This window comes from Planktotalea sp. (genome assembly GCF_039984035.1).
GTDB lineage: Bacteria > Pseudomonadota > Alphaproteobacteria > Rhodobacterales > Rhodobacteraceae > Planktotalea.
In genome coordinates this window covers 1-14,794 of the sequence record NZ_JBDWVM010000325.1, presented here as the reverse complement: position 1 = coordinate 14,794, position 14,794 = coordinate 1, and the positions used below count along the sequence as shown (strand labels likewise).

The 14,794-nt window shown below is 52.9% G+C and carries 12 protein-coding genes and 1 pseudogene; 9 read left to right on the top strand and 4 right to left on the bottom strand.

From position 1 onward, the window contains the following. Both ABJQ89_RS14645 and ABJQ89_RS14640 read right to left on the bottom strand, forming a co-directional pair. A pseudogene (locus tag ABJQ89_RS14645) lies at positions 1-523 on the bottom strand (urea amidolyase); the annotation flags it as partial. After that, positions 520-1,266, bottom strand: coding sequence for a carboxyltransferase domain-containing protein (locus ABJQ89_RS14640; protein WP_348496928.1), 747 nt, complete (start codon positions 1,264-1,266; stop codon positions 520-522). The pseudogene ABJQ89_RS14645 and the gene ABJQ89_RS14640, both read right to left, overlap by 4 nt. A 585-nt stretch (positions 1,267-1,851) precedes the next feature. On the opposite strand from ABJQ89_RS14640, the gene ABJQ89_RS14635 reads away from it, so the two are divergent. From ABJQ89_RS14635 to ABJQ89_RS14620, 4 genes are read left to right on the top strand one after another with little or no spacing between them, the layout of a single operon-like run. Further along, a complete protein-coding gene (locus ABJQ89_RS14635; RefSeq protein WP_348496927.1) occupies positions 1,852-2,790 on the top strand; it encodes a helix-turn-helix domain-containing protein in 939 nt (312 codons plus the stop codon). Positions 2,791-2,838: 48 nt separating this feature from the next. Next, positions 2,839-4,170, top strand: coding sequence for a ParA family protein (locus ABJQ89_RS14630; RefSeq protein ID WP_348496926.1), 1,332 nt, complete (start codon positions 2,839-2,841; stop codon positions 4,168-4,170). A gap of 3 nt (positions 4,171-4,173) precedes the next feature. Next, entirely contained in the window at positions 4,174-5,109 is a 936-nt protein-coding gene (locus ABJQ89_RS14625; RefSeq protein ID WP_348496925.1) for a ParB N-terminal domain-containing protein, read from the top strand. Then, positions 5,106-6,050, top strand: a complete 945-nt coding sequence (locus ABJQ89_RS14620; protein WP_348496924.1) for an aldose epimerase family protein — start codon at positions 5,106-5,108, stop codon at positions 6,048-6,050. The genes ABJQ89_RS14625 and ABJQ89_RS14620 overlap by 4 nt, the downstream gene beginning before the upstream one ends. A 3-nt stretch (positions 6,051-6,053) precedes the next feature. Here ABJQ89_RS14620 and ABJQ89_RS14615 read toward each other — a convergent pair whose 3' ends face one another. After that, entirely contained in the window at positions 6,054-8,261 is a 2,208-nt protein-coding gene (locus ABJQ89_RS14615; protein ID WP_348496923.1) for a hypothetical protein, read from the bottom strand. A 220-nt stretch (positions 8,262-8,481) separates the two neighbouring features. On the opposite strand from ABJQ89_RS14615, the gene ABJQ89_RS14610 reads away from it, so the two are divergent. Together ABJQ89_RS14610 and ABJQ89_RS14605 are read left to right on the top strand one after the other, a co-directional pair. After that, on the top strand, positions 8,482-9,456 hold the full coding sequence (locus tag ABJQ89_RS14610; RefSeq protein ID WP_348496922.1) for a glycosyltransferase family 2 protein: 975 nt from the start codon (positions 8,482-8,484) through the stop codon (positions 9,454-9,456). Between the two features lie 741 nt (positions 9,457-10,197). Then, positions 10,198-11,175, top strand: a complete 978-nt coding sequence (locus ABJQ89_RS14605) for a haloalkane dehalogenase (RefSeq protein WP_348496921.1) — start codon at positions 10,198-10,200, stop codon at positions 11,173-11,175. 79 nt (positions 11,176-11,254) lie between these two features. Here ABJQ89_RS14605 and ABJQ89_RS14600 read toward each other — a convergent pair whose 3' ends face one another. Continuing rightward, complete coding sequence (locus ABJQ89_RS14600) at positions 11,255-12,289, bottom strand: substrate-binding domain-containing protein (RefSeq protein WP_348496920.1); 1,035 nt, start codon at positions 12,287-12,289, stop codon at positions 11,255-11,257. Between the two features lie 99 nt (positions 12,290-12,388). On the opposite strand from ABJQ89_RS14600, the gene ABJQ89_RS14595 reads away from it, so the two are divergent. From ABJQ89_RS14595 to ABJQ89_RS14585, 3 genes are all read left to right on the top strand, one after another. Continuing rightward, positions 12,389-13,918 (top strand): tripartite tricarboxylate transporter permease, encoded by a 1,530-nt coding sequence (locus ABJQ89_RS14595; protein WP_348496919.1) that lies wholly within the window; start codon positions 12,389-12,391, stop codon positions 13,916-13,918. Beyond that, positions 13,915-14,379 (top strand): tripartite tricarboxylate transporter TctB family protein, encoded by a 465-nt coding sequence (locus ABJQ89_RS14590; protein ID WP_348496918.1) that lies wholly within the window; start codon positions 13,915-13,917, stop codon positions 14,377-14,379. Before ABJQ89_RS14595 ends, ABJQ89_RS14590 begins: the two co-directional genes overlap by 4 nt. A gap of 38 nt (positions 14,380-14,417) precedes the next feature. Beyond that, on the top strand, positions 14,418-14,794 hold a 377-nt coding region (locus ABJQ89_RS14585; RefSeq protein ID WP_348496917.1), incomplete at its 3' end, for a tripartite tricarboxylate transporter substrate-binding protein.

Below are 14,794 nucleotides of genomic sequence, written 5' to 3'. Positions count from 1 at the left end.
CAACGCGAATAACGCCGCTGCGTGCAGCCGTTTTTGGCAAGGACAGCCCAACGCGATCAGCATGAGCATCTGCTCCCACGCGCAAACGATCCCCGATCTTTACAACCTGTCCAAGACCAGACGCACGATGCGTGCTCGCCGATCCCATGAATCGCGGCACATCAAATCCGCCACCGACACCAAGATAGCCATACACACCAGACATCGCAGCGCCAATCTCCAACACCTGCCCCGCCTCCACGCGGTGCACAGCGCCCCAATGCAATGCAGCGCCATCAAGTGTCGCCTGCATCTGCGCGCCTGTCAGTGAAATCCGCAGTGCCGCCTCCGCGATAAATCGGCCGCCCATACCTGCCATCTCAAGCACTGCCACATCACTTTGCCCCAGCAAAGCCCACGCCTCTGCCAAAGCGCGGGTATCTGCGGCACCGCCGCGCGATAGACCGCTGGCCAATGTGCCGCTCCACCCTGCATCTTGCACCGTGACCGCTGGCCCGATGCGTTGCACAACAAGCGCGCTCATGTCAGAGCCTCGCAGATCGCGCCGCCCAAGCCATCCTCGCGCAGGATCAGCGCATCCATTTCACCGCGGCCCACTTTGCTAAATTGCACCAAATCCCCCGCACGAAATGCAAAGGGCTCAGCCCGCTCTCGCTGGAAATCCTGAAAACCCGTGGTTCCAATATGACGCCATCCTGTCGGCGCAGCATTCGCGAAAATGATCAACTGCCGAACAGCGACCACCAAGGCACAGGCCGGAACATTGGGCGCAATGCCACTCATACGCGGCAGGTTCCAATGTTCGGGCAAATTTCCCAAATAAGGTTGCCCGGGAGCAAAGCCGATTGTGAGTACCCGCACCTGCGCCTGTGTCAGCTCTTTGATGGCCGCCTGTTCGCTCACGCCAGCAAGATCGGCCGCCTCCGCCAATTGCGGTCCATCGAAACAACAGGGGATCGTCCAAAGCCGCCCTTCTGTTGCCGGTTCACTAAACCAATCTCGCGCGGTCAGGGCTTCGCGGACCTTTTGCACAATCGCGCTGACGTCACCCGATATATCCAAGCGCAGATAGACAGCGATCAAAGACGGTGCGCTTTCTAGCACACCCTCAATACCCGCATGGCTCATATGTGTGTGAAACGCTAACGCCGCCCGATTGCCTTGCTCGGTCACCCGATCTGCAAAGCGCACCAAAACACCGTCGATCCCAATATAGGTCAACGCAGGAAACGAGGCTTGGGTTTGTGACGACGCAATTCTGTTCATAGCCCTGCTAATGCATCACGCTCGGCATCTGAGCACAAGCAAAGGAACGATTCGGGCCAACTTCAATTTTGCGATCTGTAAAATCACGAAATAGGCTAGAGCGCCCTGTTACTCAAAAATTTAACTTATCTAATAATTATCAATACCTTACGGTCAAATTGTTATGCGTCTTACAGCTTAGGTACGCATACCCACCCATCCAAAACACAGAATCTCTTGCCTTAAACATGGCTTTCGGGCCATTAATGGTTCAAATACCACGTATAAGAGATCAGAATCGGTCTCAGAGGCAGTTACAGAAGAAACCAGCACCATATCGCAAAGATGTGGGCACAGTCGCATAGTCACCCATCGTCCAAACTGGGACAGTCTTTCTAGCAAAGGCAAGATGAAGGCTATGTATCGAGCAAGGAAAAGGCAATGAGCTAAACCCAAATCATCCTGCACAAAAAGCAGAGGCTCCGAGCGGCGGCAACCACTCAAAGCCTCTAAAACGAACAGCATTCGCTATCGCGTTTTCCTAAACCTTTGATAGCAGAATGTCAGAATCACCGCAAGCATTGCGCTTCGGAGAACAGGAAAATTATGGCATTTTCGCAAGATTTTGACCCAACAAAAGGCTATGTCGCCCTGCCCTGTGACGTGATGGATATAGAAATGAGTCCCGGCAGTTTTCGACTGCTTGTTGAGCTATGTCGCATGGCAAATCGCAGTGGTGAGTGCTGGCCTTCTCTTGGCCAACTCAGTGAACGTATTGGAAGATCCAAGGCGGCAATCTCTGGATACATCGCGGAACTACGCGCGCTTGATCTAGTCGAAACCGTTAATCAGAAAATGGCCAATGGCTACAATTACCGTCTAAAATACAGCGTCACGTTTTGGGCCGAATGGCGCGCCAAACTCTCTGCACCTCGTCTGGTCTCAAACGTATCAGAAACAGAACGCAGCGTTCAACCTGATGAACGCAGAGTAAACTCTAAAAACCAGAATCATAAAAACAATACCTCAGAGAATTCTGAACCAACAGACACTGAGAGCCCTCAGTTAGTGTCTGTTTTTTCGAAATGGTCAGATCTATCCAAGGCAGCCCCCTTCCCTACCTTCAACGCAGAAGTTCCAGAGAATTTGCTCCGAGAAACCCAAACCGTTTTGGCGAATGTTGCGCTTAAGATCCTTTCCGAGGCTGAAGTCGCACAGTCTCTCTCTGGCCTGTGGAAGGGTCTTGGGGTTTCGATTTCAATTTTAGAAGTTGAGCAGCAAGTCAAAGCCTTCAAGGCCCGACAAACTACTAAGTTAGGAATGACAGTCTTCGAAAACGAAGTTAAGTCGCAATGGAAAGATCATTGGCGAAAACCGCCAAATGAAACCCAATTTTCAGCGATGCTTGCAGCAGCCCAAAAGAAAAATCGAACGGAAGGGATGCTTCGAATGCTTGAACAATATTTGCGCCGGTGGGAATTGTTGCAAAAGCAGTTGCAACCTTCCCGCACATCACCCAACTTAGCGCTAAAACACGCCGCCTGACTGCTAAACAGGCCCCTTTCAATTTCTATATCCGCGGATATATCCATTATGGCTTACGGCAATTTCGAGCAATTCATCCGCAACATGACACGCGTCATGGGGAGCGTGAATACCAAACTACAGCGCGATTTGACGCTTAGAACGCGCGTTGCTCGACGCTTTTCTATGACGGAAGTTGCAGAGTTGCTTTCAGTCGATGTCACGTATCTAGCGCGAATATCTAACGAAGAACCCGACTTTCCAGATGGAGAAAAGATCGGGCGCGAACGCACGTTTTCGCCGCCAGAAATCATGTTGATCCGTTCTTTGATTGGCTCCAACAAAAGCGCGCGGCGACAACACCTCCACTGGCGCAAACCCGGTGAGCCGGTCAAAGTTGTCACGTTCGGCGCGCAGAAAGGGGGCACAGGTAAAAGCCTGTCTGCCGCCCACTTTGCGCAATACGTTAATCTTTTCTACGGCCTGCGTGTTGGTGTCATTGATGCCGATCCTCAAGCAACGGTCAGCCTCTACTTCGCGGATGAAAAACTGCCGTTGTTCCAACCGGATACCGCAACGTTAGCGGATTTCATGGGGGTCGATGATCCGGGCGCTGAGAAGGTGAACACCCCTACCCCCGATGCGCTTAACGACATTTGGCAACCAACGCCTTGGCCCGGGATCAAACTTATTCCTGGCGGCGCGAATATTCAGAATGGCGACATCAGTCTGTTCTTCTTGTCGCGCCAATCGCAAGTGCCAGTATACCGTATTCTGAAAGAAGCCATTGCCACATGGGACAGCGAACATGGTGCGAAAACCAGCGCGGCGGACCTGCGCCAAAAGGATGGTTCGTTCGACATGCAAGCCTACGAACAGGCGCTTGATGAGACCGTTGATGTTATCGTAATCGATCAACAACCGTCGCTAACCTTGATGCAACTGAACGGGTTGATTGCTGCGGATACAGTTGTCATTCCGCAGACAATGAAAGGCTTCGATTTGGCAACGCTGTCCACTTACGTGTCAAACATCGGTGAATATCTCGAATTCATCATGGGCTTTGAGGCAGATATCGAAATTGGCAAAGGCGAACACGTAGTTTTGCCAACAATCGTGCAAGAGCAGAACAACCAAGATACAGACCAAATTCTCGACCTGTATCGTCGTGCCCCGCGCGAGATTATGCAGGTCTGGTACAATCGTTCGGACGCGATTGCCAATGCCTCTGAAGAGTACAAAAGTATCTATGAATATCTGCCGCCAAAATCACGGCGTACCTCGGCAAAGGCCTTCATGGGGAATGCGAACGCGGTAAATGATGCGCTTGTGCAGCGCATTTGGCCAGAGCTTCCTGATCGAGGGTTCGCTGCGAAATTTATCAAAGAACGTTGGAGCTAAGACATGGCGAAGAAACGCAAACTTGATGCTGGATTGCCCCCTCTTGAGGAGGAGCAGATTACGGCGCCAGCGGCCAAACCGGCGATGGGTGGCATGTGGGCGGGCTCAGCGATGAACCTGCTTAAACAGCGCATTGAGGACACGCATGGATCGCTCGTTTCTGGCATCTTGAATGGCACCGTAGCGCTGTCTTTGGAGACATCCCAAATCATCGATGAGGCGGGCAGTGATCGCGTTGGGAATTGGCAGGAGGACGAGGCGTTCGCCGCGCTGAAAGCAAACATTGCGCGACGTGGACAAACACAGCCCATTCGCGTGCGCCCACTCGATCCTGCTTGGAAACCCAATGAAGAAACGCCATTAGAAACTGATGCCAGTTTTGCGATTCAATCTGGTCGTCGACGCGTTGAGGCGTGTCGCCAACTTGGTGTGCCGGTCCTTGCGATCCTGTCTACGGATCAGGGAAATGCTGCGCTCGCGGATCTTGAAGAGCGTTTTCATGAGAATACGATGCGCAAGGATCTGAACGGTTTTGAAGAACTTCTGTCCGTTGGACTGCTTGCGGAGAGCCTGTCTGATTTAACGCAAGAAGAAGTGGCTGAACGTTTGAGCGTCAGCCAAGGTGATGTTTCTCTCGGCCTTGCCTGTGTGTCTTTGCGGGATAAAATCATTGCTGAGATAGATGTCGCGAACACGCCGAAACGTGCCTACCGTGGGATTATTCCCAAACTCAAAAAGGGTAAAAAGCCTGAAGCAAAACCGAAGGCCAATGACAAGGTTGGGACCCACCAGCGTGGTGATATATCCGTGGATATAAAATCAGGGAAAGGCAGCTTTACAATCAAAGCAAAGGGTAAGGTTTTGGACGATCTCGAGCCGCAAAAACTCGCGGAAGACTTTGTTGAATTTCTAAACGCTCGACTGCCTGCCCGCAAATGATCACTGCATTTGGACATCTTCCTGATGGGCGTCTGGTGCAACGTGTTCAGCTTGAGAACAATGCACTGAAGGTGGGTTTGATCTCGTACGGAGCAAGCCTTCAAAGCCTCAACTTCGATGGTTCAAAAATGACCATTGGAAGTGATGTCTTGGAGGACTACCTCGGTCGTTTGAAATTTGCCGGTGCAATTGTCGGCCGTGTTGCAAACCGGATCGCTGGCGCGCGTTATAATATGCATGGCTCTGAGCATGTATTGGATGCGAACGAACCGAGCGGCAATTGCTTGCACGGTGGCTTGGACGGGGCAGGGTGTAGCCTTTGGGAGATCAAAGAAACGAGTAAGACACATGCTGTCTTTTCGCTTCACATGGCTGATGGGCATATGGGGTTTCCCGGCGCGTTAGATGTGACCGCGCGCTATGAATTGAAAGGTGCGGCGCTGCGCCTTGAAATTAGCGCTGTGAGCGATTCTGAGACGCTTTGCGGCTTCGCCCCACATGGGTTTTGGAACCTGTCAGCGGAGCCTAACATCAACGGTCATGAAATGCGCGTGGCGGCAGATCAATATTTGCCGGTGGATGATCAGATGATCCCCATTGGCGCGCCGGTTGATGTCGCAAATAGCACGTTTGATTTTCGAACAGATCGCGCGATTGGGACGACTGACTTGGACCATAACTTCTGTCTCAGCACTGAGCGCGAAATGATGCGACCCATTGTTTGGCTCCGAAGCCCTGCGAGTGGTGTTTCGATGGAAGTTGCGAGCACCGAAACAGGTGTGCAAATTTTCGATGGACGCAATCTAGGACGCGCTGGGTTGGCTATAGAGCCGCAAGTTTGGCCTGATGCGATTAATCAAAAAGACTACCCTAAAATCACGCTGGGCGCTGGCGAGACGTATCGCGCCAGCACGGAGTTTAGGTTCTATTCCGCAACCTAGGGTCTAGAGCGCTTTGAGCCCCTGCCGAACGGCTCGGTTTGGGTTCTGCTTTAGAATGTGCTCGCCCATAGATCTGGCAAGATCCTTGTGACCTTTGTTCACTGCTTTGTTGAACAGCTCACGCTGATAGCGCGGCGAAGTTTTGCGCGTGCGCAGCAGCTTGTAGTAGTCATGGCTCGTCAATGTGCCTTCGAGAGCCCCAAGGATGATTGGTGTGAGAATGCCCATCTGATTGAGCGAACTGCCAAGGCGGTGGCCAAGCAAAGGCGCGCGCAGGTGTTGCACGTTGTCGCCCTTGAAACGCGCCGCATGCTGGGCATCCAAAGGCTCATAGGGGTCATAAAGGATCGAGATCCTATTGGCCGCTTTAGAGACTTCTGAGGCGTCACCATACTTGCCCGTGAAGTCGCGGTCCCAGACCACCTTGTAGCGGGTCTCCCAAGGCACGATAGACTTGTCCACGGTGCTTTGCGGCGAAATGGCGACAACATCGCAGCCAGGCGCTGCTGGCGAGAAGGCGCAGGCGGCATAGCCACCCATAGAGGCGCCGTAAAAAACCACGCGTTTGAACTGCTTGAAAAAGCCGTCCTTGGCGAGTTGATCAAACTGATCAGAGACCCATTGCTCGCGATACCATGTCCAGCCGCCTGAGAGCACGCCGAGCATGGACCACCCTTGTTCCTTGATGAAACTATAACCCCAAGGACGACGGTCCTCGCGCTTGTTCATGGCTATGTCGAGATTGTCAAAGGTGACAACGAGCGTATCGGTAGAGCGGGGCATGTAAAGGAAACTGTGCCCGTTGGTGCCGGGGCGATACCAGCCGTCTTTACCTGCAAGGTCAGCAGCGATCTTGTCCCAGCTGCCCCCTGCGTCTTCTGGCTCTGGCGGCTTGGGCGTGACGCGAATGCGTGTGACTTCTTTTTCCTCAACCATTCGGGTCGAAAGCGCGGTGTTCGAGCCGTATTTCTTGAGAAATGGAAATGCGCCAGACCCCTTTCGCACATCCATAAAGACGCGGCTGTCGGAGTGCAGGCATTTATCCATGAACTTCTCAAGCGCAGGCGTTTTGTAGCGGTCACCGAAGCCCTCGAGATTGCAGAGCACGTCAACCGGGCGCAGGGATTTTTCGTCGCGAATGACCCTGATGCGATCTGCATTAACATCGTTGTCGGTTAGGAATTTCTGGTAATCCTTGAGCCACTCTTCATCGTTTTCTTTGAACTTACCGCGGCGGTTGGTGTTGATCAGCTGCACATCGCAATCGAATTTATGATGCAGCGCCAAAACGAAGCTGCGCGCGGTGCCGGTGAGATCAGCGACGGTAGCGACCTCATCGATATCGAGTTCATCAATCAGAGCGCCATCAAAGGTGGCGGTTCCACGTCCTTTGATCGGAGCGAGGGCAGGGTTGATGCCGTGCTCTTTTACAAGCCGTTCCAGATAGCTTCCCTTGGGCGGGAGACCGTTGTGAATGTTGCCAAGCTGACGCTTGTTGGAGGCCCAAAGGTGTAGGGCAGTGGTTTCTTCAGTAATCAAACCTTCGGCTAATTCCGCGCGGCGCATGAATTTGAACCGCTCGCGGAAGGTGATCGGGTAAAAAGCGTTGAGCGGTTGAACATGCTCTTCCAGTTTCAGCGCATGCACATAATGGGTGACCATCATTGGTCCCCAAACGCCCCAAGGCTGCTGAGTGATGTGCATCGGCTTGCCCTTGGCGGCGAGCTTTTTCATCTGCTCCTGCCGCTTCTTGGGCAAGAAGGGCGCGATAGAGTGGCGATCGTCGGTGAATTCCAGCACCTGTCGCAGCATTTCGCTATCGGCAGGCATGCCCAGAACAGCATTGTTCACACGGTGCTCACCGGGGAGCTCATAGCCGAAAACGTAATCGCTGTCGTAATCCATCGGACGATGACAATAGACGTCTGTGTCGATCCAAATCATGCCCGGGCATTGGTGGATCATGTGCAGGCGGAACCAGTCAGCAAAGAGCGCGAAACTGTTCTTTTGCTCGTATTTAATGAAGTCATCTGTGTCGATGATTTCGCGGCCATCACGGCGAATGACCCCGTCTGGCACGTTGGGAATATCTTCATAACTGAAGAGGGTAATTTTCTGACCCTTGTCGACAAAGGACTTGAGGCACAGCTGTTCCATCCAGCTGAGCGGCCCGCCAATCCAAAGTGTTCCGACCTCGCGTGTGCGTGCCATCTGCTGTCCCTCGTACCCTACCCGCCCTCTTTGGACGGTGTTATTTTTGGGCACCCTATGGATTTAAGTGGTGTTTGTGTACCACCCGATTGAGAAAGTGCTGTTGATTTCTATTGGGCTGTGTTCCGCGCGCTATGGCGCTTGCGTCAGCGGTGGGGCAGGCGTTATCAATTGGAAAACTTAAACAGTCACGCGTTAAGCCGCGACGAGCGAGGCAGTCATGAGCACCGATATGTATACCGTCGTATCGACGATGAAGAACGAAAGCCCCTACATTCTGGATTGGGTGGCACATTACAAAGTGCTGGGGTTTGACCATATTCTGGTGTGCACGAACGATTGCACGGACCCTACAGTTGAGATGCTGTTGCGCCTGCAAGAGCTTGGCTATGTGCGCCATCATCCGACGATTGTGCGCAAGGGCGGCATCCATCGCAGTGCGCTGCGCCAAGCGTCGCGTCGCCATGATATCGTGATGGATGCAAAATGGGTCTTTGTTTGTGATGTGGATGAATATCTGAACATCCACATGGGCGATGGGTCCGTGCGCGCGATGGTCGAAGGGTCGGGTGATGATGTGGATGTGATTTCGGTACCATGGCGGATATTTGGGCCTGATGGGATGGAGAACCTGCTTGATCGGCCAGTGACCCAACAATTCACGAAGGGTGAATTTGAATGGGACGCAAAGGAACGCCCGACAACCGGTAAGTTCGTGAAATCGATTTACACCAATCAGGACAAGTTTCAACGCATGGGTCTGCATGCACCTGTTGCTTTAGAAGACCGGGTTGCGGATGTGAAATGCGTATTGCCGGGTGGCGCGGACTACGTTGTGAATGGCGCACGTACCGAGAACCCACCGCTCTTTACCCATGCGCAAGTCAACCATTATGCGTTGCGGTCTATGGACAGTTTCATGATTAAACGCGCGCGGGGTCGTGCGAACCATTCCAGCCATGTCTTGGGCATGGATTACTGGAACAAGTTCAATCTGAATGATGAAGAAGACACATCGATCGATCGCTATAAGGCAGCAAGCGACAAGCTTGTGAAAGAGCTGAAGGCAGATGCTATCTTGGGCGATCTGCATAAAAAGGCGGTTGAGTGGCATCAGCGTAAAGCAGAGTCGATGAAGATGGATCCTGAAATGGATGAGCTGACCCATGCACTACAAGAGAGTGTGCGAGGGTAATCTTGGTAACTAGGCACGGGCAACTTTGAGACGAAGCGTCGTGGCGTCCCAAACTGAGAGCACCGTCTAACGGGCGGTATGTTGTTCAGCTTGGACGGGAATCTATCAAACAATTTGGAGAGAAAATTAGTCTTTGGATTCGGGTGAATCGAAGAGAAAGAAGAAAACGCCAACACAACTAGCCCACAGAAAAATAACCCAGACAGGGTAAATGTTGAAGTCCATTTCAAAGTATGAGCTAGCCATCGGGGCAACAACTGTTGGGGTAAATAGAAACCCAAATGCGCCTAGCGCGGACTTTAGTCTGAAGCGAGTATCTGATGCGCAAGAAGTAAAATTTGCTATCAGATCGGCCAAGAACCTTCCTAACAACACACTACCAAACACAACTGAAAATAGGGTTAGAATGCCAAGGCCGCCCCAAAAATCACCTTGAAACATTACATAAGCAGGCAAGACTACAATTGGGGCTGTTCCAACCCAACGCACCCATCTGGACGTTCCCAATTTTTCAAAGACCGTACTTTTCATAAAAGTGTGATACTAGAATCTCAAATACTTGTCATGCTCGCTTCTGAACAGCCGCCCATTTAAGCGATAGTTCAGCCGATAAGTTAACTATGGCGGTCCGAATTCCGCAGCGCTCACTTTCTAGTGAATTTCAAAAAGTGACGTAGGAACACAGGTGGGGTGTTTGGCTTTCCGTGGCATTGTGGTTTCGACATTAATGGAGAGATCATCATGCAAATTATGCGCACCCCTGACGAGCGGTTTACGGATTTAGAAGGCTATCCTTTCGCGCCGCACTACACCGTGGTGAAAGCGAGCGATGGGACTGACATTCGCGTTCATCACATTGAAGAGGGCGAGGGGCCTTTGTTGATTTGCATGCATGGTCAGCCAACATGGAGCTATCTGTGGCGCAAGATGATCGGGCCGCTGACAGAGGCTGGCTTTCGCGTTATTGCGCCTGATCTGGTGGGCTTCGGTAAATCCGACAAGCCTGCCGAGCAGGGGGATTACACCTTTCGCAGTCATGTGGATTGGATGAGCCAATGGTTGGCGGCGAACGATTTCACCGACGCGACTTTGGTCTGCCAAGACTGGGGCGGTTTGATCGGCCTGCGCATGTTAACGGCTGCCCCTGAACGGTTCGCGCGCATTGTTGTGGCGAACACAGGGTTGCCGGACAATTCACTGATCAAGCCGGAGATGTCCGAAGCGTTGGCACAAATGGCGCCACATGTGCCCTTGGTCAGCGCGGCGGAGCTTGGACCCAAAATGGGGAGCGGCGCGCCAGATGCGTTTTTGCACTGGATCAAATTTGCGGCGGAATCTCCTGAATTTGTGCCTTCTTCGGTCTTCTCCCCAAAAACAGCGCCAGAGGTGGTCAAAGCCTATGGCGCGCCTTTCCCTGATGAGAGCTATTTCGCGGGCGCGCGGCGGTTCCCGTCCTTGGTGCCCTTGATGCCGCATCATGCAGAGGACCGCGCTGACAACGACGCGGCGTGGGATGTGTTGCGCGCTTGGGAAAAGCCGCTTTTGACGGCGTTCAGTGACCGCGATCCTGTGACAAAGGGCGGGGAAGTGCCGTTCCAGAAACGTGTGCCCGGGGCACAAGGCGTTGCGCATGTCACGATCACTGGTGGCGGTCATTTCTTGCAGGAAGATCGGCCGAACGAATTTGCGGCGGCTATTATCGAGTTCATGCAAAGCTAGTCGTGGCTCAACAACGTTTGAGGGGTAGGGCGAAGTCATAGCTTCGCCCTGTCGCATCTGCCGAGCGCACATAGGTCTTTCAGGTTTTGCGTGGTGGGCCGCTTGAATGTCTGCAGGTGAGTTCGGGCGTACAGTGAAGGCTTTTGCCCGGTCCCGCCTCTGGGTTGATAATTGCGGAGGCCAAGGCCTGCCCTGTTTCAAAGCCGATGCGTCGAGCAGGCAACCTGACGGTTGTCAAAGAAGGTTCAATGTCTGATGATCCTTTGAAGTCACCGATGCCGACAACCGTGACATCATCAGGAACCGACAAACCACTAGCTGCAGCACCATAGAGAGCGCCTGTCGCGAGAATATCATTGCCGCAAATGAGGGCCGTGGGCCGATCTGTTTGCGAGAAGAGACGTTTTGCATCCTGCTTTGATTCAGAAATGCTATAGACCGTCGTCAGCATCCATTTCTCTGGTACATCGACCCCAGCAGCTTTGAGCGTGTGAAGAACAATTTCGCGTCTGGCATTGGCGCGGTCATTTCCTGTGGTCGGTGGAAACATACATGCGATCTTGCGGTGACCCAATGACAGCACATGTTCAGCAATGAGCCTACCTACCTGTTCGTTGTCTGCCCCAATGGACGGATAGCGAGAGTTGGCCGCATAGTTCCACATCAAGATGCAGGGGATTTCTTGACTATCCAGAAGTTGAAACACCGCTTCGTCGTGGTCCAGACCAGTCAGAACAACACCGTCAACACGGTGTTCTAGAAACTTGCGCAAAATGGCATATTCGCGCTGCAGATCGTACCCGTGCGACGCCAAGAGGATCGTAAATCCCTGCGCGGCGACGGTTTCGGAGAAGGCTTGAACGACCTCAGCAAAAATAGCGTGATCCAAGGTCGGTATCAAAACGCCAATCGTGCCAGAGCGAATGCCATGGATTGTTTGCGCCGCGCGGTTACGGATATATCCGGTGCGCCGCACAGCGGAATCGATGCGTTTGCGCGTTGCTGGTTTCAGCAATTCGGGGTGGTTGAAGTACCTTGAAACCGTAGATGGCGACACGCGTGCAGACTTCGCTACGGTAACGATATCCGCCTTTTTTGATTTATTGTCAGACACATAAACCTCAAATCCTGCAAATTTATGAAAACATTTGCAAAACTATTTTCATTGCTTAGCGTGGTCCGTCAAGCCTGAGTTTGGGAGGAATTAGGCCAGATGGATTTCCTGTTTTACATGGGCGACGTGTTCACCCCGATCAATTTCGGGTTGCTGTTGCTTGGGACGATTGGTGGTCTCATCCTTGGCGCAACGCCGGGGTTGTCACCGACGATGGCCGTCGCCTTGTTGATCCCCTTCACGTTCCAACTTGAGCCGCAGCAGGGGCTTATCTTGCTCGGAGCGGCCTACACATCTACGGTTGCTGGCGGCGCGGTTAGTGCGATCTTGCTCAAGATACCAGGGGCCCCTGCCAACATCGCAACCACGCTTGATGGGCACACTATGGCGACCAAGGGTGAGGGCGCGAAAGCGTTGCAACTCTCGTTTATCGCCTCTGCAATCGGTGGGCTTTTTGGCGTTTTCCTTTTGATCTTTCTCACGCCGGTGCTTGCACAGTGGGCATTGGCCTTTGGGCCGTCCCATTTGTTCTGGCTCGCAATCCTTGGTGTTACTGTGATTGGAACGTTAGATTCCAGTTCGGTGGTGAAAGGTTTGCTGTCGGGCTGCATTGGGCTTTGGCTCGCCACGATTGGTTTTGACGACATCATGGGCGCGCAGCGCTTTATCTTTCACCCTGCGGTGAGCGGTGGAATTAACGTCATACCAGCACTGATCGGTTTGTTCGCGATCCCGCAGGTTATTACGATGTTCACCAAGGGGCGATCTAGCGATGATGCCGAAATCATCAGCGTCAAAAAGCACCCGATCCGTCTGGCCTTTGTTGAGGTGTTCAAGCGCAAGACAGCTCTGATCATCGGCACGATCACAGGATCCATCATTGGGTTGATCCCCGGTGTTGGTGGTCAGATTGCAGGGCTTGTTGCGTATGACCAGTCCAAGAAATTCAGCAAAGAGAGCGAAAAGTTTGGCACGGGTCATAGCGAAGGCGTGATTGCAGCCGAAAGCGCGAATAACGCGATGGTTGGGCCATCGTTGGTTCCGCTGCTGACCCTGTCTATTCCGGGTTCACCGACGGCGGCTGTTTTGCTGGGTGGCTTGTTGATCCACGGCATATTTCCGGGTCCTGATCTGTTTATGAATTATCCGCAGGTGGCTTGGACCTTCATCGATTCCATGCTGATCGGCCAACTTTTAATGTGTGTTTTTGGTCTCTACATAGCGGGTTTGGCGGCGAGCGTTGCACGCGTTCCGCACGCTGTTATGGCGGCGATTGTTCTCGGGTTGGCCGTCTTTGGCAGCTATTCGGTGCAAAACTCGATGGGTGATGTCTATGTCATGGCAACGCTTGGATTGGCGATGTATTTCCTTGAGCGCTTTGGCTTTTCAGCCGCGCCGCTTGTGCTCGGATTGATCCTTGGGCCGATTGCTGAAGCGAACTTCATCCAAGGGTCGATGATCGCGAATGCCACGGTCGGAACTGGCACCTATTTCTTTACCGGCTGGTTGAATTGGTTGCTGATCCTAATCGTGCTGGCCTCAATAACCTATTCGGTCTGGATGGAAATCATGGCGCGGCGGTACACAACAAAAGACGATGCCGTCGCCAAAGAAGAGGCGCTGTCATGACCGATCTACCCCGTAATCAACATATCATCGCTTCAGGGCTGATCGCCGTTGTTGGCGTTAGCATTGCCTACATCAGCTTTACCCAAGAGCCTGCGGACGCATTCATCTTTCCGCGGCTGATTTCATCGGTCTTTGCTGTTCTGGCGGTCTGGACGTTCGCCAAGGCCATTTTGGGGCGCACAAAGGTCGGCAATGGCATTAGCCGTCAAGCGATGCGCAATATGCTGCCCGGACTGATCGTCGCGATTGTCTACATCTATTGGGGCGCAAAAGGGCTTGGGTTCTACACGGGAACGGCAATTGCGTTTTTCGCGCTGCTTTCGCTTTACGATCCCGCCCCGCATTCACAGATCAAAAGCTGGATCAAACGGATCTTAATCACCGCCGGTTTCATGGCGGTTATGTACGGTCTTTTCGCGCTACTGTTGAACGTTTTCACGCCGCGAGAGATTTTTTTCTGAACCGCAAAAGCGGCAGAGCTAACCCTAGGGAGGATACTATGAAAAAATGGATTGCAGGGGCCGCTTTGGCCTTGGCCACAATGACAGGACACGCTTTTGCTGATGGGCATGGCGCTTATCCTGAACGGCCAATTATGATGATGGTCAGCTATGGCGCGGGGGGAGCGACCGACTTCCAAGCGCGGATCGTGACCATGACTGCGGGCAATGAAGATGCGCTCGGGATGCCGATTGCGATCGTCAATCGCCCGGGGGCTGGTGGCCGTGTGGGTTGGAACTGGTTCGCGACAGAAGCAGAGGCAGATGGCTACACGCTCGGTGCCTATAATATTCCGCACTTTGTCGCTCAGTCGATTGAGGGCGGCGTGTCCTATTCATCTGACAGCTTTGAGCCTATCGCAAATTGGGGCGCCGA